Annotated in this window: 22 protein-coding genes and 1 riboswitch; of the genes, 14 read left to right on the top strand and 8 right to left on the bottom strand. The window is 67.6% G+C overall.

Annotation, left to right across the window (positions count from 1 at the left end; genetic code table 11):
- Positions 1-9: 9 nt before the first annotated feature.
- The 4 genes from JHC57_RS10345 to JHC57_RS10360 form a co-directional block, all read right to left on the bottom strand.
- Complete coding sequence (locus tag JHC57_RS10345; protein ID WP_294029918.1) at positions 10-1,110, bottom strand: hypothetical protein; 1,101 nt, start codon at positions 1,108-1,110, stop codon at positions 10-12.
- Entirely contained in the window at positions 1,107-2,234 is a 1,128-nt protein-coding gene (locus JHC57_RS10350; RefSeq protein WP_294029919.1) for a glycosyltransferase family 2 protein, read from the bottom strand. The genes JHC57_RS10345 and JHC57_RS10350 overlap by 4 nt, the downstream gene beginning before the upstream one ends.
- Before the next feature lie 121 nt (positions 2,235-2,355).
- Entirely contained in the window at positions 2,356-3,906 is a 1,551-nt protein-coding gene (ubiB, locus tag JHC57_RS10355) for a 2-polyprenylphenol 6-hydroxylase (protein ID WP_294029920.1), read from the bottom strand.
- On the bottom strand, positions 3,903-4,640 hold the full coding sequence (locus tag JHC57_RS10360; RefSeq protein WP_294029921.1) for a class I SAM-dependent methyltransferase: 738 nt from the start codon (positions 4,638-4,640) through the stop codon (positions 3,903-3,905). The genes ubiB and JHC57_RS10360 overlap by 4 nt, the downstream gene beginning before the upstream one ends.
- 93 nt (positions 4,641-4,733) lie before the next feature.
- Between JHC57_RS10360 and mutM the strand changes: the two genes are divergently transcribed.
- Positions 4,734-5,546: a bifunctional DNA-formamidopyrimidine glycosylase/DNA-(apurinic or apyrimidinic site) lyase gene (gene mutM, locus JHC57_RS10365; RefSeq protein ID WP_294029939.1), complete on the top strand. Its 813-nt coding sequence runs from the start codon at positions 4,734-4,736 to the stop codon at positions 5,544-5,546.
- A 31-nt stretch (positions 5,547-5,577) separates the two neighbouring features.
- Here mutM and nth read toward each other — a convergent pair whose 3' ends face one another.
- Both nth and dapB read right to left on the bottom strand, forming a co-directional pair.
- Positions 5,578-6,234 carry an endonuclease III gene (gene nth, locus JHC57_RS10370; RefSeq protein WP_294029922.1) on the bottom strand — a complete coding sequence of 219 codons (657 nt, stop codon included), beginning with the start codon at positions 6,232-6,234 and terminating at the stop codon, positions 5,578-5,580.
- A 4-nt stretch (positions 6,235-6,238) separates the two neighbouring features.
- Complete coding sequence (gene dapB, locus JHC57_RS10375; protein ID WP_294029923.1) at positions 6,239-6,967, bottom strand: 4-hydroxy-tetrahydrodipicolinate reductase; 729 nt, start codon at positions 6,965-6,967, stop codon at positions 6,239-6,241.
- 84 nt (positions 6,968-7,051) lie between these two features.
- Here dapB and JHC57_RS10380 point away from each other — a divergent pair, with 84 nt between their 5' ends.
- Positions 7,052-7,753 carry an NAD-dependent deacylase gene (locus JHC57_RS10380; RefSeq protein ID WP_294029924.1) on the top strand — a complete coding sequence of 234 codons (702 nt, stop codon included), beginning with the start codon at positions 7,052-7,054 and terminating at the stop codon, positions 7,751-7,753.
- Here the strand turns inward: JHC57_RS10380 and tadA are convergent.
- On the bottom strand, positions 7,750-8,205 hold the full coding sequence (gene tadA / locus JHC57_RS10385) for a tRNA adenosine(34) deaminase TadA (RefSeq protein WP_294029925.1): 456 nt from the start codon (positions 8,203-8,205) through the stop codon (positions 7,750-7,752). The two genes, JHC57_RS10380 and tadA, sit on opposite strands and share 4 nt — an antisense overlap.
- Before the next feature lie 151 nt (positions 8,206-8,356).
- Here tadA and rpmB point away from each other — a divergent pair, with 151 nt between their 5' ends.
- Positions 8,357-8,650: a 50S ribosomal protein L28 gene (rpmB, locus tag JHC57_RS10390; RefSeq protein ID WP_037556081.1), complete on the top strand. Its 294-nt coding sequence runs from the start codon at positions 8,357-8,359 to the stop codon at positions 8,648-8,650.
- Between the two features lie 37 nt (positions 8,651-8,687).
- On the opposite strand, the gene JHC57_RS10395 is transcribed toward rpmB, so the two are convergent.
- Positions 8,688-9,677 carry an esterase-like activity of phytase family protein gene (locus JHC57_RS10395; protein WP_294029926.1) on the bottom strand — a complete coding sequence of 330 codons (990 nt, stop codon included), beginning with the start codon at positions 9,675-9,677 and terminating at the stop codon, positions 8,688-8,690.
- Positions 9,678-9,842: 165 nt separating this feature from the next.
- On the opposite strand from JHC57_RS10395, the gene JHC57_RS10400 reads away from it, so the two are divergent.
- The 11 genes from JHC57_RS10400 to JHC57_RS10450 all read left to right on the top strand — a co-directional run.
- Entirely contained in the window at positions 9,843-10,244 is a 402-nt protein-coding gene (locus JHC57_RS10400; RefSeq protein WP_294029927.1) for a glycine zipper 2TM domain-containing protein, read from the top strand.
- Positions 10,245-10,433: 189 nt separating this feature from the next.
- Positions 10,434-11,522, top strand: coding sequence for a Ppx/GppA phosphatase family protein (locus JHC57_RS10405; RefSeq protein ID WP_294029928.1), 1,089 nt, complete (start codon positions 10,434-10,436; stop codon positions 11,520-11,522).
- Positions 11,519-12,226 carry an RlmE family RNA methyltransferase gene (locus JHC57_RS10410; RefSeq protein WP_294029929.1) on the top strand — a complete coding sequence of 236 codons (708 nt, stop codon included), beginning with the start codon at positions 11,519-11,521 and terminating at the stop codon, positions 12,224-12,226. The genes JHC57_RS10405 and JHC57_RS10410 overlap by 4 nt, the downstream gene beginning before the upstream one ends.
- A 31-nt stretch (positions 12,227-12,257) precedes the next feature.
- Positions 12,258-13,718: a S41 family peptidase gene (locus JHC57_RS10415; protein ID WP_294029930.1), complete on the top strand. Its 1,461-nt coding sequence runs from the start codon at positions 12,258-12,260 to the stop codon at positions 13,716-13,718.
- 81 nt (positions 13,719-13,799) lie between these two features.
- A riboswitch (cobalamin riboswitch) is annotated at positions 13,800-13,984 on the top strand.
- 145 nt (positions 13,985-14,129) lie between these two features.
- The gene (locus JHC57_RS10420) at positions 14,130-16,091 is read left to right on the top strand and encodes a TonB-dependent siderophore receptor (protein ID WP_294029931.1); all 1,962 of its coding nucleotides are present in this window, start codon (positions 14,130-14,132) and stop codon (positions 16,089-16,091) included.
- The gene (locus JHC57_RS10425; RefSeq protein ID WP_294029932.1) at positions 16,091-16,636 is read left to right on the top strand and encodes a hypothetical protein; all 546 of its coding nucleotides are present in this window, start codon (positions 16,091-16,093) and stop codon (positions 16,634-16,636) included. Before JHC57_RS10420 ends, JHC57_RS10425 begins: the two co-directional genes overlap by 1 nt.
- Positions 16,636-17,043 carry a DUF1636 domain-containing protein gene (locus tag JHC57_RS10430; protein WP_294029933.1) on the top strand — a complete coding sequence of 136 codons (408 nt, stop codon included), beginning with the start codon at positions 16,636-16,638 and terminating at the stop codon, positions 17,041-17,043. Before JHC57_RS10425 ends, JHC57_RS10430 begins: the two co-directional genes overlap by 1 nt.
- Positions 17,040-18,056: a nicotinate-nucleotide--dimethylbenzimidazole phosphoribosyltransferase gene (gene cobT, locus JHC57_RS10435; RefSeq protein WP_294029934.1), complete on the top strand. Its 1,017-nt coding sequence runs from the start codon at positions 17,040-17,042 to the stop codon at positions 18,054-18,056. Before JHC57_RS10430 ends, cobT begins: the two co-directional genes overlap by 4 nt.
- Positions 18,053-18,622 carry a histidine phosphatase family protein gene (locus JHC57_RS10440; RefSeq protein ID WP_294029935.1) on the top strand — a complete coding sequence of 190 codons (570 nt, stop codon included), beginning with the start codon at positions 18,053-18,055 and terminating at the stop codon, positions 18,620-18,622. Before cobT ends, JHC57_RS10440 begins: the two co-directional genes overlap by 4 nt.
- Complete coding sequence (locus JHC57_RS10445) at positions 18,619-19,338, top strand: adenosylcobinamide-GDP ribazoletransferase (protein ID WP_294029936.1); 720 nt, start codon at positions 18,619-18,621, stop codon at positions 19,336-19,338. The genes JHC57_RS10440 and JHC57_RS10445 overlap by 4 nt, the downstream gene beginning before the upstream one ends.
- Positions 19,335-20,223 (top strand): aminotransferase class I/II-fold pyridoxal phosphate-dependent enzyme (locus JHC57_RS10450; RefSeq protein ID WP_294029937.1); only part of this gene is annotated, 889 nt, incomplete at its 3' end. The genes JHC57_RS10445 and JHC57_RS10450, both read left to right, overlap by 4 nt.

Here is a 20,223-nt window from a genome sequence, read left to right on the forward strand (position 1 = left end):
CAAGGACGGCTAGGCGGCGGCGGGAAGGGCGCGCGCCGGATGGCGCAGCGATCGCGCCAGTCCGGCGAGCGCGGCGGGCGCGAACGCCAGACCGACGAACAATGTCGGGGTGACGAGCATCGCCCAGTAAAAATTCGCGGGCCGCGCAAAGAGCATCAGCATGGCCGCATAGAAGAGCTGGATGATGAGCACCACGAGCCCCGGTCGCGAACGCCAGGCCGCCCAGCCGAGCAACGCGAGCGGGACGATCACCGCCCCGACCCAGCCCGCGAAAAAGCGCAGCAATGACGAAGCCTGCACGAACGACAGATAGGCGATCCAGCCGCCCTGCCCGTGCCAGCCCTGGCTAGCGGCGTCGGCGGGCGAGGTGACTGCGGCGAGTGCGGCGATATGCGCCGCCATGCCGCCCGCGAAGGCGAGGCCGACCGCGAGCCATCCCGCCGCGGCGCGCCAGTCGCGGTCGATCAGCGCGAACAGCCCGAACAGCATCGCGACGGGCAGAACCGTCTCGCGGATCGCCAGCGCCGCCGCGACGAGCGTCATCGTGGCCCAAGGGCGTGCCGGGCGATAGAGCGCGAGCGCCAGCGCCAGCAGCACGCCGGCCGCCACCTCATGGATATAGAGCCATTCGCGCGCGGCGAGCTGCGTCAGGTTCGCCGCGACGAACAGCGCGCCGACCGCGGCATGGCGCGGAAGTTTCCCGTCGATCCGCAGCCGCCGGTACCAGGCGAGGATCGCCGCGCCGCCGGACAGCAGGAAGAGGATCATCGCGTTCCGCTCGCCGAGCGCGGCGACGATATGGGCGAGCGTCGGCAGGCGGACCGTCACGAACGGCCGGAGCGGATAATGGCCGCTGCGATGCTCGGCCGCCGCCGCGGCATAATAGGATTCACCCGCCGCAACGCGCGTCGCGATATGCGCATAGAGCGCATGGTCGCCGACGAGCCCGTCGAACCGCGCCGAGGTCGGCGCCGCGACGCGAAGATGGTCGCGCCCGACACCGCCCTGCACGCCCCAGATCATCAGCAGCGCGAGCAGCGCCAGCACCGCGGCGGCCGCCGGCCTTGGAATTCCGGCGAAGCGGTTCCAGCCGGGCGCCGCGCGCGTCATTTGCGCCAGGTGAGCGCCGACGACATGGCGAAGTTCCAGATCGCGCCGACGACCACCCCGGCGACCCCGGCGACCCACCAGCGCTCGTCATGCCCCGCCATCCACGTCCCGATGCCGATATTGGCGACCGCGCCGAGCGCCGAAATCGCGTAGAAACTCGCGAGACCGCCGACGAGGCGCCAGCCCTTCAGCTTGCGGTCGGCATAGGTGAAGCTGTTGTTGAGGAAGAAGTTGAACGCGATCGCGGTCATCACAGCGACGGTCTGCGCGGTGACGAAGGCGCTGCCGGCACCGAGGACGGCGCGCAGCACGGCGAGGTGCACGAAGACGCCGAGCCCGCCGACCATCAGGAATTTGAGCAGGCGGACCGGGACGACACGCCCGATCGTCTTGTCGGCTATCAACTCGGCGTATTCGGCGATCACGCGCGCGCCGATCTTGCTCTCGCCGGCTTCGCGCGTGCGGAACCGATAGGGGATTTCGGCGACCTTCAGCGGCGTGGGACTCGACGCCAATATATCGAGCAGGATCTTGAAGCCTATCGCCGAGAGGTGCGGCAGCGCGCGCTCGAAGGCGTCGCGGCGGATCGCGAAAAAGCCGCTCATCGGATCGCTGACGTCGGTGCCGAGCGCGATCTGTCCGGCGCGCGTCGCGAGCCGGCTCATCCGTGCGCGGCCCTCGTCCCAGTCGCCGATTCCGCCGCCAGCGCCATAGCGCGTGCCGACCGCGACATCGGCCTCGCCGCCCGCGACCGCGTCGATCAGCCGCGGCAGCGCGTCCTCGCTGTGCTGGAGGTCGCCGTCCATCACCGCGACCACCGGTGCCGCCGTCGCCAGAATGCCTTCGACGACAGCCGACGACAGGCCGCGGCGGCCGACGCGCTGGACGATGCGCACATGCCGCGATCCGCGGCCGATACGCCGCACCAGTTCGCTCGTGCCGTCGGGCGAATTATCGTCGACGAACACGACCTCCCAACCGCGCCCGGCGAGCACGACCGACAATTTCGCGATCAGCTTTTCGACATTGGCGGCTTCGTTGAGCGTCGGCACCACCACCGCGACCTCGAGCGGCAGCGTGTCGGCGGGCAGGATCCTGTCGGCAATCAATATGTCGTGGCGCATGAAACCTCGGGCTCGGTCCGGATTCACGTCCGGCGTGGGTCGAGACCATGGCTTAGCGATTCAGGGTAAATGTCCGGTAACCAAGGCGGCTCCGTGCAGGAAGCGCCTCGAACCAGGCGACCTAGCCGATCCCGAGCGCCCACAGCGCGGCCGCGCCCGCCGCGGCGCCCGCGAGCGCGGTCAGCGCATAGCGCCACCAGCGGCGCGTCTCGCCCTTGTCCCACATCAGCGGAATGTCGGGAAGCGGCGGCGCGGGCGGCGCCGCGCCCTTTTTCGGCAGTTGCGCGTCGAGGCGGCGGATGATGTCGGGGATCAGTGCGAGCGTCTTGCCCTGTTCGCGCAGGCCATCGGCAAGCGCGGCCTCGGGGCCCAGCTCGTCGCGGATCCATGCGCTGACAAAGGGGCCCGAGACGTCCCACATGTTGATCTTCGGATTGAGCATCGTCGCGACGCCCTCGACCATCACCATCGTCTTTTGCAGCAACAGCAGATGCGGCTGCGTCTGCATGTCGAAATCGCGCGTGATCGCGAACAGCCCGTCGAGCATCTGCCCGACGCTGAGCTCGCTCACCGGCTTGCCGCGCATCGGCTCGCCGACCGCGCGGAGCGCGGTCGCGAACTCCTCGACGCTGTGATAGTCGGGGACATACTGCGCCTCGAAATGGATTTCGGCGACGCGGCGGTAATTGCCCGTGGTCAGCCCATAGAGGATCTCGGCGAGCCAGTAGCGCGCCTGCCGGTTGATCCGCCCCATGATACCGAAATCGACCGCGGCGATCGTGCCGTCGGCCTTCACGAACAGATTGCCCTGATGCATGTCGGCGTGGAAGAAACCTTCGGCTATCGCCTGCCGCAGGAAGGCGTTGACGAGGTTCGCCGACAATTTTTCCATGTCGTGCCCCGCGGCGATCAGCGCATCGCGGCGCGAAATCTTGATGCCGTCGATCCAGTCGAGCGTCATCACGCGGCTCGCGGTGCGGTCCCAGTCGATCGCGGGAACTTCATATTCGGGCACGCCGACCATCGCATCGGCGAGTTCGGACGCCGATGCGGCCTCGCGGCGGAGATCGAGTTCGCGCAGCGTCCAGCGGCGGAAATTGGCAATCACCTGTCGCGGGCGCAGCCGTGCCGCTTCGCCGCCGAACGCTTCGAGATGCGCGGCCGCCCATTCATAGGTTTCGATGTCGCGCGCGAACTGCTTGTCGATACCGGGGCGGCGGACCTTGACCGCGACCTTGCGGCCCTCGGTCGTCACCGCGCGATGGACCTGCGCGATCGACGCCGATCCGACGGGTTCGGGATCGAATTCGCTGTAAAGGCTTTCGAGCGGAACCTCGAACGTCGCCTCGATTTCCTGCCGGATACGTTCGAAGGGGACGGGCGCGAGCGCGTCCTGCAGCGTGAGCAGATTGTGCGCCGCTTCCTCGCCGACGAGATCGGGACGCGTGGCAAGCGTCTGGCCGAGCTTGACCGCGGCGGGGCCGATCGCCTGGAAGGCGGCGGCATAGTCCGGCACTTTCGGCTGGATCGTACCGAGCCGCGCGATGCGGCACAGCCGCTTGACCCCCGGCGGCGTCTGCGGCGCGGTTTCGATCCCGCGCAGCGCGCCGTGGCGCGCGAGGATACGCCCCCACTTCAGCAGGCGGACGATATGGGTGACGGGTCGGGTCAAGCCTTCCACCCGCTGTGAATTGCGACCAGACCGCCGAGGATCGGCTCGACCTTCACCGCGGTGAAGCCCGCTTCGCGGATCATCTTCGCGAATTCGGGCATCGGCGGGAAGCGACGGATCGATTCGATCAGGTAGCGATAGCTGTCCTCGTCGTCGGCGATCAGCTTGCCGAGCTTCGGCACCAGATGATGCGAATAGGCATCGTAGGCCTGCGCGAAGCCCGGCCATTCGTTGGTCGAGAATTCGAGACAGAAGAAACGCCCGCCATAGCGCAGGACGCGGTGCGCTTCCCCCAGCGCCGCCGGAATGTCGGTGACGTTGCGGATGCCGAAGGCGATCGTATAGGCGTCGAAAAACTGGTCGGGGAAGCTCAGCTTCTCGGCATTCTGCTCGGACCAGACAAGCGTATCGATGCCGCGCTCCGCCGCGCGTTCCATACCGACGCCGAGCATGTCGGGATTGATGTCGGCGACGGTGATGCTCGCACCGAACCGCTCCATGCGGAACGCGATGTCGCCGGTGCCGCCCGCCATGTCGAGGATCGCCTCGCCCTCGCGCGGTTTCACGCGGCGCACGAAGCGGTCCTTCCACAGCCGGTGCATGCCACCCGACATCGCGTCGTTCATGATGTCGTACTTGCGCGCGACGCGGCTGAACACCTCGCCGACCATCGCGGTCTTTTCGCCCGCGGGGACCTGTTCATAGCCGAAGCTGACGGTGTCGGGAGTGGCCATGGATGGTGCGCCTTTGCGGGGAGATGGTGTGTTGCGTCGGCCTTTAGCCGGGCCTTGTCGTGCAGGCAAATGGCGCGTAGCCCGATGTGCGATATGCCAGAGCTACCCGAAGTCGAAACCACCGTCCGCGGCCTCGCGCCCTTCCTCGAAGGCCAGCGGCTGACAGCGGTCACGACATTCCGTCCCGACCTGCGCCGGCCTTTTCCTGCGGACCTCGCACAACGACTGACCGGCGCGACGGTCACCAGCCTCTCGCGCCGCGCCAAATATGGCATCGTCTCGACCGATCGCGACGATCATATGATCTTTCACCTCGGCATGTCGGGGCGCTGGCGGACCGAGGGCGGCGAGGCGGGGAAGCACGACCATCTGCTGCTTGAAACCGGTGCGGGGCATCGCCTGTTTCTTCATGACCCAAGGCGATTCGGGTCGGTCGACCTCGTCAGCGGCGACCCGCTGACGCTGTTTCCCGCTTTCGTGACGCTCGGCCCCGAGCCGCTGTCGGACGATTTCGACGCCGCCTGTCTGGCCAGGGCGCTCGCCGGGCGGCGCGCGCCGATCAAGGCGATGCTGCTCGATCAGACGGTCGTCGCGGGGCTCGGCAACATCTATGTCTGCGAGGCGCTCAACATGGCGAAGATTTCGCCGCTGAAGCCCGCTGCGGATGTTCCGAAGGCGAAGCTCGCCCTGCTGGTGCCCGCGATCAAGGCGGTGCTGACCGCCGCGATCGCGGCGGGCGGTTCGACTCTGCGCGACTTCCTCAGCCCCGAAGGCGACCTCGGCTATTTCGCAAAGGACTGGCGCGTCTATGGCCGCGAGGGCGAGCGATGCGAATGCGGCGGCCCGATCGCGCGGGTCGTGCAGTCGGGCCGGTCGACCTTTTATTGTCCCGAATGCCAACGGTGATTCGGCGGAATCACCGGTTCGATCACGGCCGTCACGCCGCCTTCCATCCCTTCGGCGCGGGCGTCTTGGGTTTGTAGCGGCAAAGATCGGCGACCGGGCAGCGCCAGCATTCGGGCGTCCGCGCCTTGCAGATATAGCGACCGTGGAGGATCAGCCAGTGGTGCGCGCCGACGCGGAAGGGCGCGGGGGTTTCCTTCTCGAGCTTCTTCTCGACCGCGAGCACCGTCTTGCCGGGCGCAAGGCCGGTGCGGTTGCCGACGCGAAAGATATGCGTGTCGACCGCGAAGGTTTCCGCTCCGAAGGCGCAGTTCATCACGACATTGGCGGTCTTGCGCCCGACGCCGGGCAGTTCGACGAGCGTGTCGCGGTCAGCGGGCACTTCCCCGCCGAAATCGCGGACAAGGATTTCGCTGAGCGCGATGACATTCTTCGCCTTCGCGTTGAACAGCCCGATCGTCTTGATGTGCTTCTTGAGGCCATCTTCGCCGAGATCGATCATTTGCTGCGGGGTTTTCACGTCCTGAAACAGCAGCCGCGTCGCCTTGTTCACGCCGACGTCGGTCGCCTGCGCCGACAGCACGACCGCGACGAGCAGCTGATAGGTGTTGCCGAACTCCAGCTCGGTCTCGGGGCTGGGATCGAGCTCGGCGAGACGGCGGTAGAATTCGAAAATATCGGCCTTTTTCATCAGCTCAGTTCAGCCCCAGTACCTGCGGCATCGTGTAGCGGTCGGGCTTCCGGTTCCTCAGCCACAGCGCCGCTCGCACCGCCCCGCGCGCGAAAATCATGCGGTTTTCGGCGCGATGCGAAAGCGTGATCATTTCCTCGGGCCCGGCGAAGATCACATCATGGTCGCCCGCAACGGTGCCGCCGCGCAAGCTCGCGAAGCCGATCTTGCCGTGGCCCCGCGCGCCGGTGAGGCCGTCACGGCCACGCTCGGAGCAGGTCGCGAGGTTGATCCCGCGCCCTTCGGCCGCCGCCTGTCCGAGCAGCAACGCCGTGCCGCTGGGCGCATCGACCTTCATCCGGTGGTGCATCTCGACGATTTCGATATCATATTCGGGATCGAGCCGAGCCGCCGCCTCACGCACGAGATGCGCGAGCAGCGTGACGCCGAGCGACGTGTTGCCCGTCTGGAGCACCGCGATATCCTTCGCGGCATCGTCGATGAGATAATGGTGGCGCTCCTCGAGTCCCGTCGTGCCGATGACGATCGGCTTGCGCGCCGCGACGCAGGCATCGAGCGTCGCCTCGAGCGCGGCGGGCGAGGAGAAATCGACGAGCACATCGGCGTCCGACGCGAGCCGCAAAACATTGCCGCCCTTGTCGACCCCGCAGCTCCGCTGCCCCGCCTCGGAAATGGCGGCGGCGAGCGCGACGCCCATCCGCCCTTCGCTGCCGATAATGCCGATGCTGGTCATGGCTTGCCTTTCCTGCCCCCGTCATGCTGAACGATGTCGCCCGCCTAGCGGCTGCCGCCCCCGAATCAAGAAGAACAGGATAGCATGTCCCCGATCCAGAATATCGTCATCCTGACCGGCGCCGGGGTTTCGGCCGAAAGCGGGATCGACACGTTCCGCGACGCCGGAGGCCTGTGGGAGCAGCATCGCGTCGAGGATGTCGCGACGCCCGAGGCCTTCGCGCGCGATCCCGATCTTGTCCTGCGTTTCTATGACATGCGCCGCGAGGCCATCCAGACCAAAACGCCGAACGCGGCGCACAAGGCGCTGGCGCGGCTCGACGCCGAATGGCCGGGCGAGCTGCTGATCGTGACGCAGAATGTCGACGATCTTCACGAGCGCGCAGGAGCGAAGCGGCTGATCCATATGCATGGCGAGCACCTCAACGCCTGGTGCACCGCGTGCGACAATCGCGTGCCGTGGACGGGACCATTGCTCGATCGCCCCGCGTGCAGCGCCTGCGGCATCGTCGGATATCTGCGCCCCGACATCGTCTGGTTCGGCGAGATGCCGTACAGGATGGAGGAAATCCATCACGCGCTGAACCATGCCGACCTGTTCGTGTCGATCGGAACGTCGGGCGCGGTCTATCCGGCCGCGGGATTCGTGCGCGAAGCGCGGGCGTCGGGGGCGCGGACGCTCGAACTCAATATGGAGCCGAGCCAGGGCAGCTACTGGTTCGACGAGGCACGTCAGGGCCCGGCGACGGCGCTGGTGCCCGAGTGGGTCGAGCAGATGCTCGGCTAACGCCGGACAGCGAAAAAGTCGCGGAGCAGCGCGGCCGCTTCGGCGTCGCCGATCCCGTCATAGATTTCGGGGCGATGATGGATCGTCGGCTGCGCGAAAGTGCGCGGGCCGTGGACGACGGCGCCGCCCTTGGGATCGTCGGCGCCATAATAGAGACGCGCGATCCGGGCGTGGGCGATCGCGCCGGCACACATCGCGCAGGGTTCGAGCGTCACATAGAGGTCGCAGCCGTCGAGCCGCTCGTTGCCGAGCTTCGCCGCCGCCATGCGAATCGCGACGATTTCGGCGTGCGCGGTCGGATCGTGCGATTCGCGTGGGCGGTTATGGCCCTCGGCGACGATCGCGCCGTGCTTGACGATCACCGCGCCGACAGGCACCTCGCCCCATTCGGCGGCGATGCGGGCGAGGTCGAGCGCGCGGCGCATCGGTTCGGGGAGCGGGAACTGGGCCATAAGAGCAGCCTATTCGCTTGACGAATCTCCCGCAAGCCGATAAGCGCGCGCCTTTCCCGGCTCACTCCGGTCCTGTGCTCCCCGTTTTGCGGGAAGTGCCCGGACGCCGATCCGAAATTTTTGACCCAGTTTTTAGACAAGGACGAAGACCATGTCGCGCATCTGCGAACTGACCGGCAAGGGCCGCCAGGTTGGCCACAATGTCAGCCACGCCAACAACAAGACCAAGCGCACCTTCCTGCCCAACCTGCAGAATGTGACGTTGCTGTCGGACGCGCTCGGCAAGGGCGTGAAGCTGCGCGTGTCGACCCACGGCCTGCGTTCGGTCGAGCATAATGGCGGCCTCGACAACTGGCTGCTGAAGGCCGGTGACGACCAGCTGTCGGCGAACGCCCGCAAGCTGAAGAAGGAAGTCACGAAGAAGCTGGCCGAAAAGGCCGCCTGAGCTTCCGAGCCTTTCGCATGGCAGAAGGCCGCCGGGTTTACCGCGCGGCCTTTTTGCTGTCCGGCGGCGGCAGGTCGACCAGTTCGAACTGCAGCAGCAGGCTGCGCTGCCAGACGTTGAAATTATCGTCGGCGACAAGCCAGAGGAAGGTGCGTCCGCCTTCTACGGAGACCGTGGCGCCCTCGTAATTTTCGGCAAGCGGCCGGGGAACGCGGCCGATCGTGCGCGCACGCACGACGGCATCCTTCCTTATGTCGGCGGGATCGACGATCGCGACGATCGTCGTGAACACCGGATCGAAGCCGAGCCGCCGGTGGACAAGCAGGAAGCGGCCATCGGGCAGCGCCGCGGCATCGCTGACCAGCCCGCGCCCGTCCGAATCATAGAAGAAGCGGACCGGCGCGGGGCCGGGGGCAGCCGGATCGCCCGTATAGATCAGCGCCTCCCGCCCGCGCGGGTCGCGATAGGTATCTTCCGAAAAGACGACGGTCCGCCCGTCGGCGAGCCGTGCCATCGCTTCCGGACCGCGATTGGCCCGCCAATAGGGCTTCGGAAGCTTTCGCCGCGATTCGATTTTCGAAAGATCGGCATCGAGCCGCCAGATCTCGTTGACCCCTTCGAGCGCGAGCCAGACCTTGCCCGTGGCGGGGTCGATATACATCGCCTCGGTATCGGCCATGGACTTGCGCGCCGGCCGGCCGTCGACGGTCGGCAGCGCGCGAATCCGTACCGATGACACCGCGCCGCGCGAATCGAGCGCGATCCGCGTCGCATGGCCATTGTCGCCGACGAGCAGGAAGTCCCCGGGGCCCGTCCGGGCGAGCGCGGAAAAGCCGCCGAAACGGCTGTGCGGGCTGACCAGATGCCAGCCTTTCACGAAGCGCATCATGCCCTTCGTGCCGGGCGCGAACAGGAGCGGCCGTGCCGCGGCGCGCTGTATCAGCACCTCGTCGGGGCCGCGCGTCACGGCGCCCGGCATCGGGCCGAGGGTGACGAAGATCAGGGCAGCGAGGAGGAGGCGGCGCATCTTCAGCGGGGTTAGGGCGGCGACATGCGAAAGAAAAGCGTTTCGCCGCGGAAAGCTGAACAGCAGCCAACAATGATGTTCAGGCTTGGCTCAATGCGAATCGGGCAAAACATCCTCATCGACCACAGCCCTGAAGGGCCAAACGACGAAAGAAGGAGAACGACGATGAAAAAGATGGTGACCCTCTCGATCGCCGCCCTGATGTCCACCGCGACGCTGGGCCTGGCAACGCCCGCCGCGGCGCAGAACGGCTATTACGACCGCGACGGCTATTCGAGCTATTACAGCGGCTACGACCGCGACGACCGTCGCTATGACCGTCGTGGCTATCGCGGCAACGACCGCCGCGATTACCGCAACGATCGCCGCTATTACCGTGGCGACCGCCGCAACTATCGCCAGTGCGACAAGGGCACCGGCGGCACCGTGATCGGTGCGATTGCGGGCGGCCTTGCCGGTCATGAAATCGCCGGTCGCGGCGACCGCACGGTCGGCACGATCATCGGCGGCGCCGTCGGCGCCCTCGCCGGCCGCGCGATCGACAAGGGGAATGACGGCTGCCGTTAAGAGGCAGTCCCGACCCCCAATAATTTCCTCTCCCCTCATGCCCCGTCCGGCCCTGCGCCGGGCGGGGTTTTTCTTGCGCCGGACCGCAGCGGGCGCGGGCCTTGCCATGAAGGCGAGGAAAGCCTAGGTTTGCCGCCAAGTGCACGTTCGCGGTTTTGCGGACGCGTGAGCAGACAGGTAATAATAGCCATGCGGCAAATGGCAGCGCCATCGAGGCGACCGCCGCGGCCGGGTCCGGCGGCGAAAGGACGAAAGGCGGGTGGCGAATCGCGCCCGTTGCCGATCACGCGGCCGCGCAGCTACGCCGCGATCGACCTTGGCACCAACAATTGCAGACTTTTGATCGCGCGCCCGCAAAATGGCGAACTCGTCGTGATCGACGCCTTTTCGCGTATCGTCCGACTGGGCGAAGGCCTGCACGGTACGGGCAAGATCAGCGAGGCGGCGATGGACCGCACCGTCGCGGCGCTGTCGATCTGCGCCGACAAGCTCCGCCGCCGCCACGTCTCGCTGTCGCGCGCAGTCGCGACCGAAGCGTGCCGCCGCGCGAGCAATGGCGAGGAGCTCGCCGAACGCGTCCGACGCGAGACGGGGATCGTTCTCGACATCATCTCGGCCGCCGAGGAGGCGCGTCTTGCCGTGCTCGGCTGCCACAACCTGATGGAGCCGGGCGAGGGACCCGCGCTGATCTTCGACATCGGCGGCGGTTCGACCGAGCTGATGCACGTCGACGTCTCGGACCATGATGTGAAGATCCACGACTGGATCAGCGTGCCGTGGGGGGTCGTCTCGCTGACCGAGCACGCCCCGCTTCCCGACGACAGCCTCGCGGGGCGTCAGGCCGCCTATGCGCATATGCGCGAGGTAACGCGCGAGGCCTTTGCCGCCTTTGCGGGACGCGCCGAACGCTTTGCCGGCCAGCCGCTGCGCCTGCTCGGCACGAGCGGCACGGTGACGACGCTCGCCAGCGTCTTTCTGGACCTGCCGCGCTATGACCGGCGCGCAGTCGACGGGCTGGTCGTTCCGTCGGACGCGATGCGCGACATCAGCCGCCGCCTCGCCGACGCGAGTATCGCCGACCGCGCCGAAATCGCGTGCATCGGCCGCGAACGCGCCGATCTGGTCGTCGCGGGCTGCGCCATCCTCGAGAGCATCATCGACCTCTGGCCCGCGGCGCGCGTCGGCGTCGCCGACCGCGGCATCCGCGAGGGCATATTGCGCTGCCTCGCGATGCAGGGCCGCGACATCCCTGTCACCCGCCGCGAGTATCGCAAGTGAGCGGCGGAGGCGGGAAGGGCGGCGGGCGCGGCGGCCTGCATGTGCGCGTCAAGACCGCGAAGCGGCGCAGCGTGTCGTCGACGCGCTGGCTGCAGCGGCAACTGAACGACCCCTATGTGCGTCGCGCACAGGCCGAGGGCTATCGCTCGCGCGCCGCATACAAGCTGATCGAACTCGACGAGAAATTCGGCTTCCTCAAAAAGGCACGCGCGGTCGTCGACCTCGGCATCACACCCGGCGGCTGGTCGCAGGTCGTGCGCAAGGCGAACCCCCGCGCGCGTGTCGCGGGGATCGACCTGCTCCACTGCGAGCCGCTCGAGGGCGTCGAGATCCTCGAGATGGATTTCATGGACGATACCGCGCCCGACGCCCTGATCGAGGCGCTCGGCACCGCGCCCGATCTCGTGATTTCGGACATGGCGGCGAACACCGTCGGCCATCCGCAGACCGACCATCTGCGCACGATCGGGCTTGCCGAAACCGCCGCCGATTTCGCGGTGCAGAACCTGCTGCCCGGCGGCGCCTTCGTCGCCAAGGTGTTCGCGGGCGGCGCCGATCGCGAGCTGTTGACTTTACTGAAGCAACACTTTTCAACGGTAAAGCACGCCAAACCGCCCGCGAGCCGCAAGGGCTCGCCCGAGCTGTATGTGATCGCGCAAGGGTTCAAGGGCCGCAGCAAGGCCGTGGAGACAGAGACCGAATAAAGTCGATGGGTCGAACCGGGGGAGAATTTTGATGGGTAAGTCGAGGCGGCCGGTGGCGGCTCTGACGCTTGCGGCACTGATGCTGGCATCGTGCGGCGGCGGCGACGGAGGAACATTGGGCGGCGGCCCCGTGACGGTCACCCCGACGCCGAGTCCCACCCCGACCCCGACGCCCAATTGTGCGCTCGCATCGCGCCAGGCCTTTGCCAAGGCGGTGATCGACGAATGGTATCTGTTCCCGGGCAACGTCGCGAGCGGCGTCAACCCCGGCAGCTACAGCGACGTCCAATCCTATATCGACGCGCTGGTCGCCCCGGCGCGCGCGCTGAACAAGGACCGCTTCTTCACCTACATCACCTCGATCGCCGAGGAGGAGGCCTATTACACCAGCGGATCGAGCGCGGGATTCGGCGTGCTCATGGCCTATGACGAGGTGAACCAGCGCATCGTCGTCGCCGAAGCCTATGAAGGCGCGCCGGCCTTCGCAGCGGGGATCGACCGCGGCACCGCGATCGTGGGGATCGGCACCAACAGCGGCAATGTGCGGACAGTCGCAAACATCGTCGCCGCGGAGGGGGTTCAGGGACTTACCGGCGCTCTCGGCCCGAACGACCCGGGGGTGAGCCGCGTGTTGCGCATCACCGACGCGGCCGGAACGCGCGATGTCACCGTCGCCAAGGCCGACTATGCGCTCGATCCGGTTTCGGATCGCTATGGCGCCAAGATCATCACCGAAGGCGGCCGCAGTTATGGCTATCTCAACCTGCGCACCTTCATCTCCTCGGCCGACGACCAGCTGAAGACCGCCTTCGCCGATTTCCGCGCGCAGGGCGTAACCGACATCATCGTCGATTTCCGCTATAATGGCGGCGGCCTTGTTTCGACGGCGAATCTGATGGGCGACCTGATGGGCGCGGGGCGCGCCGGGCAGATGTTCTCCCAGACCAGCTTTCGGCCCGAGAAGTTCAGGGAGAATGGCGAACATCTCTTCGCGCCGGTCGCGCAATCGATCGCGCCGACCCGCATCGCCTTTATCGGCACCGGGTCGACCGCCTCCGCCAGCGAACTCGTGATCAATTCGATGCTGCCCTATCTCGGCGCCAACATGGCGCTCGTCGGCAGCAACACCTATGGCAAGCCGGTCGGCCAGATCGCGCTCGACAAGGCCGAATGCGACGACCGTATGCGTGTGGTCGCATTCGCCACCGCCAATTCCGCCGGACAGAGCGATTATTATGACGGGCTGGCGTCGAAGATCCCGAACAGCTGCGCCGCGAACGACGATTTGGGCGCGCCGCTGGGCGATCCGCGCGAAGCGTCGATCCGCGCCGCGATCGATTTCCTCGCCGGTCACGTCTGTATGGCGCGGATCGCCGACGCGAGCGCCGGGGCGGCGGCGCGCGGCAGCCGGAAGGCCCCGCCCGCTGCGCCCGCGATGCTGATGCCCGAGCGGCCCAGCGCGGCGCAACGCGAACTGCCGGGGCTGTTCTAGCCCGATCGTCGCTTTCGCGAAGGTGACCCGAAATCGAAGGCACGCGCCGACGATGATTGACCGCGCGCCCGGAATGGGTCTAACGGCACCGCAGCGACAGGTTCCCCGGCGACGGGGACTAAGAGGGAACGGGAAAACCCCGGCTGCCCCTGCAACTGTACGCGGCGAGCCATCGGCCATATGCCATTGGGACTTGGGTCCCGAGAAGGCGGCCGGACGGCGCTGACCCGCAAGCCAGGAGACCTGCCCGTCGCCGTCGTCTTTCGCGCGGACAGGGTGTGCCGGGCGGACGGGGGTGAACCCGCATGACGACAAGTCTGGCCGCCTCGGCGCGCAGGCTGGTGTCGTCTGTCCCGCAAGGGACGAACCCATCGGCCACGCGCCGGAGCGGCGTCGTCGATTGGGGTACCCATGTCCAGGTTCATTATCCGAAGTTCAATCTGTCTCGCCGCCTTTGCGGCCTCCTCTGTCGCCCATGCCGACGAGGCCGCGACCGCGCACGCCGTCGCGGCCGACGGCGACAGCATCATCGTCACCGCGACGCGCGCGCCGCTGACGCTCGACGAGATTCCGTCGTCGGTCGCCGTGCTCGACAAGGAGGCGATCGACCGCGCGCAGGATATCGGCGTCACCGAATTGCTGCTCCGCACGCCCGGGATCAGCATCGCGCGCAACGGCGGCTATGGCAGCTCGACCTCGCTGCGCATCCGCGGCGCCGAATCCGAACATACGGTAACGGTGATCGACGGTGTGAAGCTCAACGATCCGTCGTCGACCGGCGGCGGCTTCAACTTCGCGAACCTGCTCGTCGGCGATATCGATCGCATCGAGGTATTGCGCGGGCCGCAGTCGATCCTGTGGGGCAGCCAGGCGATCGGCGGCGTCGTGAACATCGTCACCGCCTCCCCCGAAAAGCCACTCGAAGGCAGCTTCGACCTCGAAGCGGGATCGCGACGGACTGTGAACGCGCGCGCGGCGATCGGCGGACGCACCGGCCCGCTCGCGTGGCGGCTTGGCGGCCAGCGTTTCTCGACCGACGGCATTTCGTCGCACGCCAAGGCGTTCGGCGGGGCCGAGCGCGACGGCTATCGCAACCATAACCTCTCGGGCCGCGCCGAACTGACGCTCGCCGACAATGTCAGCGCCGAAGTGCGCGGCACCTATTCGAGCGGGCGGGTCGAGTTCGACGGCTTCAACACCGACAGCAACGACTATGGGCGCAACAAGGAGTTCGTCGGATATGCGGGGCTCAATTTCGACCTCGCCGGCGGGCGTTTCCGCAACCGTATCGCCTATGCCCATACTGACACAAACCGCGACAATTTCAACCCCGACCGCGAGCGTCCGCGAAGCTTCGAGGCCGACGGCAAGAACAAGCGCTGGGAATATCAGGGCAGCTTCGATGTTTCCGATCGCATCACCGCGATCTTCGGCGTCGAGAATGAACGCTCGACCTTCCGCAGCCGCTCGCCCGCGGCGTCGCTTGCGACCCCGCTTCCAGACTTCGTGCGCGGCAAGGCCGAGATCACGAGTGCCTATGGACAGCTCAGCATCGAGCCCCTCGACGGCCTGACGCTGAATGGCGGCGTCCGCCATGACGATCACGACCGCTATGGCGGCCAGACGCTGTTCGCGGCCGGCGGCGTATGGCGCCTTTCGACCGGCACCGTGCTGCGCGCGAGCTATGGCGAAGGCTTCAAGGCGCCATCTCTCTATCAGCTGTTCAGCGAGTACGGGAATGCAGGGCTCGACCCCGAGGAAGCGCATGGCTGGGAAGCCGGCATCGAGCAGCAGCTGTTCGACCGGAAGCTGGTCGTCGGCGCGACCTGGTTCGATCGCACGACGACGAACCAGATCATCTTCAACAGCTGTTCGTCGCCCACGACCGACCCGCTCTGCACCGTGCCCGGCAGCAGCCCGGCGGTTCCGCGCTTCGGCTATTATCTCAATGTCGCGCGCAGCGAGGCGCATGGCGTCGAGGCGGCGGCGGCGCTGACACTCGGCGGGCTGACACTCGACGGCAACTACAGCTGGATCGTCGCCGAGGACCGGTCCGAAGGCACCGCCACTTTCGGCAAATGGCTGCCGCGCCGCCCGCGCAATACCGCCAATGCGTCCGCGAGCTACGCTTTCGGTTTCGGACTCGAGCTCGGCGCCGCGGTGCGCTGGTCGGGCAAGAGCTATGACAATGCGAGCAACGCGCAGCGCCTCGACGATTATACGCTCGTCGATCTCCGCGCCGAATATGCGTTGTCGGATGCGGTGAAGCTGTTCGCGCGCGCCGAAAATATCTTTGATGAGGAATATATGACGGCCTATCGCTACGGCTCGCTCGGCCGCAGCATCTACGCCGGCATAAGGGGCCGCTTCTGATGGCGGCGCTGTCGGACCGGAGCGCATCGACGCTCTGGGTCGCGCTGCTCACCGCGGCGAGCAGCGTGACGACGCTCGCGCTCGGCTGCGCGACCCCCTTTCCGGCGCTCGCGGCGCTCGCGGCGGTGCATATGCGCCGCCGCGACGGGCTCGCACTCATGCTGCTGGCCTGGGCGCTCAGCCAGCTCGTCGGCTTTTTCCTGCTCGGTTATCCGCGCGACGGCAGCACGCTGGCGTGGGGCGCCGGGCTCGGCACCGCAGCCGTGGCGTCGGTGCTGGCGAGCCATGCCGCCATTTCGGCGCTGCGCTACCGTTCGGTCGCGGCGCGGCTGGGCCTCGCCTATGCGGCGGGCTTCACCGCGTTCAAGGCGATCATCCTCGGCTGGGCGCTCGTTCTCGGCGGGCTGCATACCGCGATGGCGCCCGACCTCATCGCCGGGCAGTTCGTCCGCAACGCCGCGATCCTGACCGGGCTCTACGCACTCTATCGCGCGCTCGTCGCGGCCGGCGTTCCGGTGCCGCCGCAGACAGCCACGACCGCCTGATGCTGACGCGCGTCGACCCGGGCCCCGCGGTGGTGGTGTGCAACACCTGCCGCCACAGCCGCGAGGCCCAGGTCGACGCCGACGGCGCGCGCGGCGGCGCGCGGCTCGTCGAAGCGATGAAGCGCCTCCGGCAAGACGAACCGCGCTACGCCGGCATCGCGGTGCAGGAAATGGCGTGCCTGTTCGCGTGCCAGGACCATTGTACCGTACATCTGCGCGCGCCGGACAAGGTCGGCTATGTCCTCGGACGCTTCCGGGGCGACGAAGATTCGGCGCGCGCAATTCTCGACTATGCGGTGCATTATGCCGCGAGCGAGCATGGCCGCGTCGCCTATTCGCTGTGGCCCGAAGGCATCAAAGGCCATTTCATCACCCGCACTCCGCCGCCAGGATTTGTCGCCGAATGACCATTTTTTCTTCCGCCCGGGATTTCGGGACCGCGCTGGCCAATCTCGGCGAGCCGAACGCCGACGCCCGGAACGACGCGCTCGTCCGGCAGGGCGAACTCACCAAGCCCGCGGGTTCGCTCGGACGGCTCGAAGAGATCGCGGTCTTCTTCGCGGGCTGGCAAGGCAAGGCCCGGCCGCGGATCAGCCGTGCGCGCGCCGCGATTTTTGCGGGCAATCACGGCGTCACCGTCCATGGCGTCAGCGCTTTTCCGCCGAGCGTCACCGCGCAGATGGTCGCCAATTTCACGAACGGTGGCGCCGCGATCAACGCGCTGGCGGCGGCGGCGGGGCTGGAACTTGCCGTCGTCGCGCTCGATCTCGACCGGCCGACCGCCGATTTCACCTCGGCGGCCGCGATGAGCGAGGCCGAATGCCTCGACGCGCTCAATCGCGGCGCGGCGGTGGTCGATGCGGATCTCGACTTTCTGACACTCGGCGAAATGGGCATCGGCAATTCGACCGCCGCCGCCGCGCTCTGCGCGCGAAGCTTCGCCGGCGGCGTCGCGGGCTGGGTCGGACCGGGTACCGGGGTCGACGGGCACGGCGTCGCGCGCAAGATCGACGTGATCGAACGTGCACTCGCCTTTCACACCGATGCGCCGCGATCGGCGTTCGAGACGCTGTGCCGCGTCGGCGGGCGCGAGATCGCGGCGATCGCGGGTGCGATACTGCGCGCGCGCCAGCTCGGCGTACCGGTGCTGCTCGACGGCTTTATCTGCACATCGGCGATTGCCCCGCTCGCGGCGGAAAATCCCGCGATCGTGAGCCATTGCATCGCTGGCCATTGTTCGGCCGAGCCCGGACACAAACGCTTGCTCGCGCTGCTCGGGCTCGAGCCGTTGCTATCGCTCGACATGCGGCTGGGCGAGGGCAGCGGCGCGGCGGTCGCGGCGAATGTCGTGCGCAGCGCGCTCGCGGCGCACGACGAGATGGCGACCTTTGCCGAAGCGGCGGTCTCGGGATCGCTGTGAGCGGCTTCGCGCTCCACCTGCTGCGCCATGGCGCCCCCGAAACGCCGGGGCTGCTGATGGGGCGTACCGACGGCGCGCCGACGAGCGAGGGGATTGCGGCGTGCGTGGCGCAAGCCAAGACTCCGGATTTCGAACACCTGATCGCGTCGGACCTGTCACGCTGCCGGGTCGCGGGCGAAGCGATCGGCAAAGCCTCCGCCCTGCCATTCATCATCGATCCGCGCTGGCGCGAGCTCGATTTCGGCGACTGGGACGGCAAGGCGGCGAGTACCGTCGACCGCGACGCGCTGGGCCGCTTCAGGGACGATCCCGACGCCAACCCGCCGCCGGGCGGCGAGCGCTGGTCGGCATTGGTGACGCGCATCTCCGCCGCCATCGCCGACCTCGCCCCCGTTTCGACGCTGGTCGTCACCCACGGCGGCGCGATGCGCGCCGCACTCTACAGCCTCTGCGGGTTCGGGCAGCACCAGCTGTGGGCATTCGATCTGCCCTATGCGTCGCTGCTCTCGCTCCGCGTCTGGCCCGGCGAACGGCCGGGCGCACAGATCGAAGGGCTGTATCGGTGAAAGGCCTGATCGTCGCGATCCAGTTCCTGACGCGCCTGCCGACGCCGCGCATCGCGGTGTCCGACGGGGAGTTCGCCGCATCGATGCGCTGGTTTCCGGCCGTCGGGCTCATCGTCGGCGCGCTCGTGGCGGCAGCCGGCTGGGCGGGGACACGGATCGATCCGTGGACAGGCGCGCTCGCCGCGCTGATCCTGTGGGTCGCGGTAACCGGCGCGCTGCATCTCGACGGTCTCGGCGACATCGCCGATGCGAGCGGCGCAGCGCACAAGGACCGCGCGCGCCTCATCGCGGTGCTCGGCGACCCGCATGTCGGCAGTTTCGCGGTGGTCGCTATTGCGCTGCAACTGATGACCAAGCTCGTGCTGCTCCACGCGCTACTCGACCGGCAGGCTTTCATCGCCATTGCACTGGTGCCCTTCGCGGCGCGGATCGGCCCGCTCGTCTGGTCGCGCGCGCTGCCCGACCTCCACGCCGGGCTTGGTTCGCGTTTCCGCAACGCGGTTCGCCCGCTCGATTTCGCGATCTGGACCGCCCTGTTGCTCGCGGCAGCATGGGTGTCACCGTCGTTGCTCGCCGCGCCGCTCGTCTTCCTTTTCTGGGGCTGGTGGCTCTCGCGCAGGATCGGCGGGATTTCCGGCGACGGGCACGGCGCGGGGATCGAGATCGGGGAAAGCCTGCTGCTCGCTGCGGCGTTGCTGCTGGCGCATCTGGCATGAGCGACCCCTGGACATGGCACGGCGGCGGGCTCGAAGCCGCGAAGCGTCGTTTCGGAGCCGGCGACTGGATCGACCTGTCGACCGGGATCAACCCGCGTCCGTGGCCCGGCACCGCGGGCATGGACTTCGACTGGCAGCGGCTGCCCGATCCGCAGGATCTCGCACGGCTCGAAGCCGTTGCCGCGGCTTTTTTCGGCGTCGATCCGCGCCATGTCTGCGCCGTGCCGGGTACCGAGATCGGGCTGCGTCTTGCCGGATCGCTGATCGGCGGCGGCGCGTACCATGTCGTTCCCGGCTATCGCACGCATGGCGAAATGATCGCGGGAAGCACCGCCATCGACTGGCGCGGGGCACAGGACAGCAGCGCGAACCTGATCCTCGCCAACCCGAACAATCCGGACGGACGCGCCATTCCGGCCGAGCGAATAGGCGAATTGCTGCGGCGGCGCGATGGCTGGCTGCTCGTCGACGAAGCCTTTGCCGATGCAGCGCCCGAGCTGAGCGTCGCCCCTGCAATCGACGACGCCGAAAGGCTGATCGTCTTTCGTTCGTTCGGAAAATTCTTCGGCCTCGCCGGCGTTCGGCTGGGCTTCGTCCTCGGCCCGCAAGCGATCGTCGCGGCGCTGCGCGAGCGGCTCGGCGCATGGCCGCTTTCGGCGGCCGCCATCGCGATAGGGATGGCGGCCTATGCCGATAGCGACTGGATCGCCAGGGCGCGGCGGCGCCTTCCCGACGAAGCCGACGTGCTCGACGCGCTGCTGATGCGCCATGGCTATCGGGCCATCGGGTCCTGCCCGCTCTTTCGCCTGATCGAGACCGATGACGCTGCCGCGCTGTTCGAGCGCCACGCGCAGGGCATGCGCCTCACGCTCGCGGGCGAGATTT

Origin of the sequence: Sphingopyxis sp. (assembly GCF_016463645.1) — a bacterium.
Taxonomy (GTDB): domain Bacteria; phylum Pseudomonadota; class Alphaproteobacteria; order Sphingomonadales; family Sphingomonadaceae; genus Sphingopyxis.

Bases quoted from the DNA above. Each gene is read 5' to 3' on its own strand.
- JHC57_RS10345 (WP_294029918.1), bottom strand. From the start codon at position 1,110: ATGACGCGCGCGGCGCCCGGCTGGAACCGCTTCGCCGGAATTCCAAGG.
- JHC57_RS10350 (WP_294029919.1), bottom strand. From the start codon at position 2,234: ATGCGCCACGACATATTGATTGCCGACAGGATCCTGCCCGCCGACACG.
- JHC57_RS10360 (WP_294029921.1), bottom strand. From the start codon at position 4,640: ATGGCCACTCCCGACACCGTCAGCTTCGGCTATGAACAGGTCCCCGCG.
- mutM (WP_294029939.1), top strand. From the start codon at position 4,734: ATGCCAGAGCTACCCGAAGTCGAAACCACCGTCCGCGGCCTCGCGCCC.
- nth (WP_294029922.1), bottom strand. From the start codon at position 6,234: ATGAAAAAGGCCGATATTTTCGAATTCTACCGCCGTCTCGCCGAGCTC.
- dapB (WP_294029923.1), bottom strand. From the start codon at position 6,967: ATGACCAGCATCGGCATTATCGGCAGCGAAGGGCGGATGGGCGTCGCG.
- JHC57_RS10380 (WP_294029924.1), top strand. From the start codon at position 7,052: ATGTCCCCGATCCAGAATATCGTCATCCTGACCGGCGCCGGGGTTTCG.
- tadA (WP_294029925.1), bottom strand. From the start codon at position 8,205: ATGGCCCAGTTCCCGCTCCCCGAACCGATGCGCCGCGCGCTCGACCTC.
- rpmB (WP_037556081.1), top strand. From the start codon at position 8,357: ATGTCGCGCATCTGCGAACTGACCGGCAAGGGCCGCCAGGTTGGCCAC.
- JHC57_RS10395 (WP_294029926.1), bottom strand. From the start codon at position 9,677: ATGCGCCGCCTCCTCCTCGCTGCCCTGATCTTCGTCACCCTCGGCCCG.
- JHC57_RS10400 (WP_294029927.1), top strand. From the start codon at position 9,843: ATGAAAAAGATGGTGACCCTCTCGATCGCCGCCCTGATGTCCACCGCG.
- JHC57_RS10405 (WP_294029928.1), top strand. From the start codon at position 10,434: ATGCGGCAAATGGCAGCGCCATCGAGGCGACCGCCGCGGCCGGGTCCG.
- JHC57_RS10415 (WP_294029930.1), top strand. From the start codon at position 12,258: ATGGGTAAGTCGAGGCGGCCGGTGGCGGCTCTGACGCTTGCGGCACTG.
- JHC57_RS10420 (WP_294029931.1), top strand. From the start codon at position 14,130: ATGTCCAGGTTCATTATCCGAAGTTCAATCTGTCTCGCCGCCTTTGCG.
- JHC57_RS10425 (WP_294029932.1), top strand. From the start codon at position 16,091: ATGGCGGCGCTGTCGGACCGGAGCGCATCGACGCTCTGGGTCGCGCTG.
- JHC57_RS10430 (WP_294029933.1), top strand. From the start codon at position 16,636: ATGCTGACGCGCGTCGACCCGGGCCCCGCGGTGGTGGTGTGCAACACC.
- cobT (WP_294029934.1), top strand. From the start codon at position 17,040: ATGACCATTTTTTCTTCCGCCCGGGATTTCGGGACCGCGCTGGCCAAT.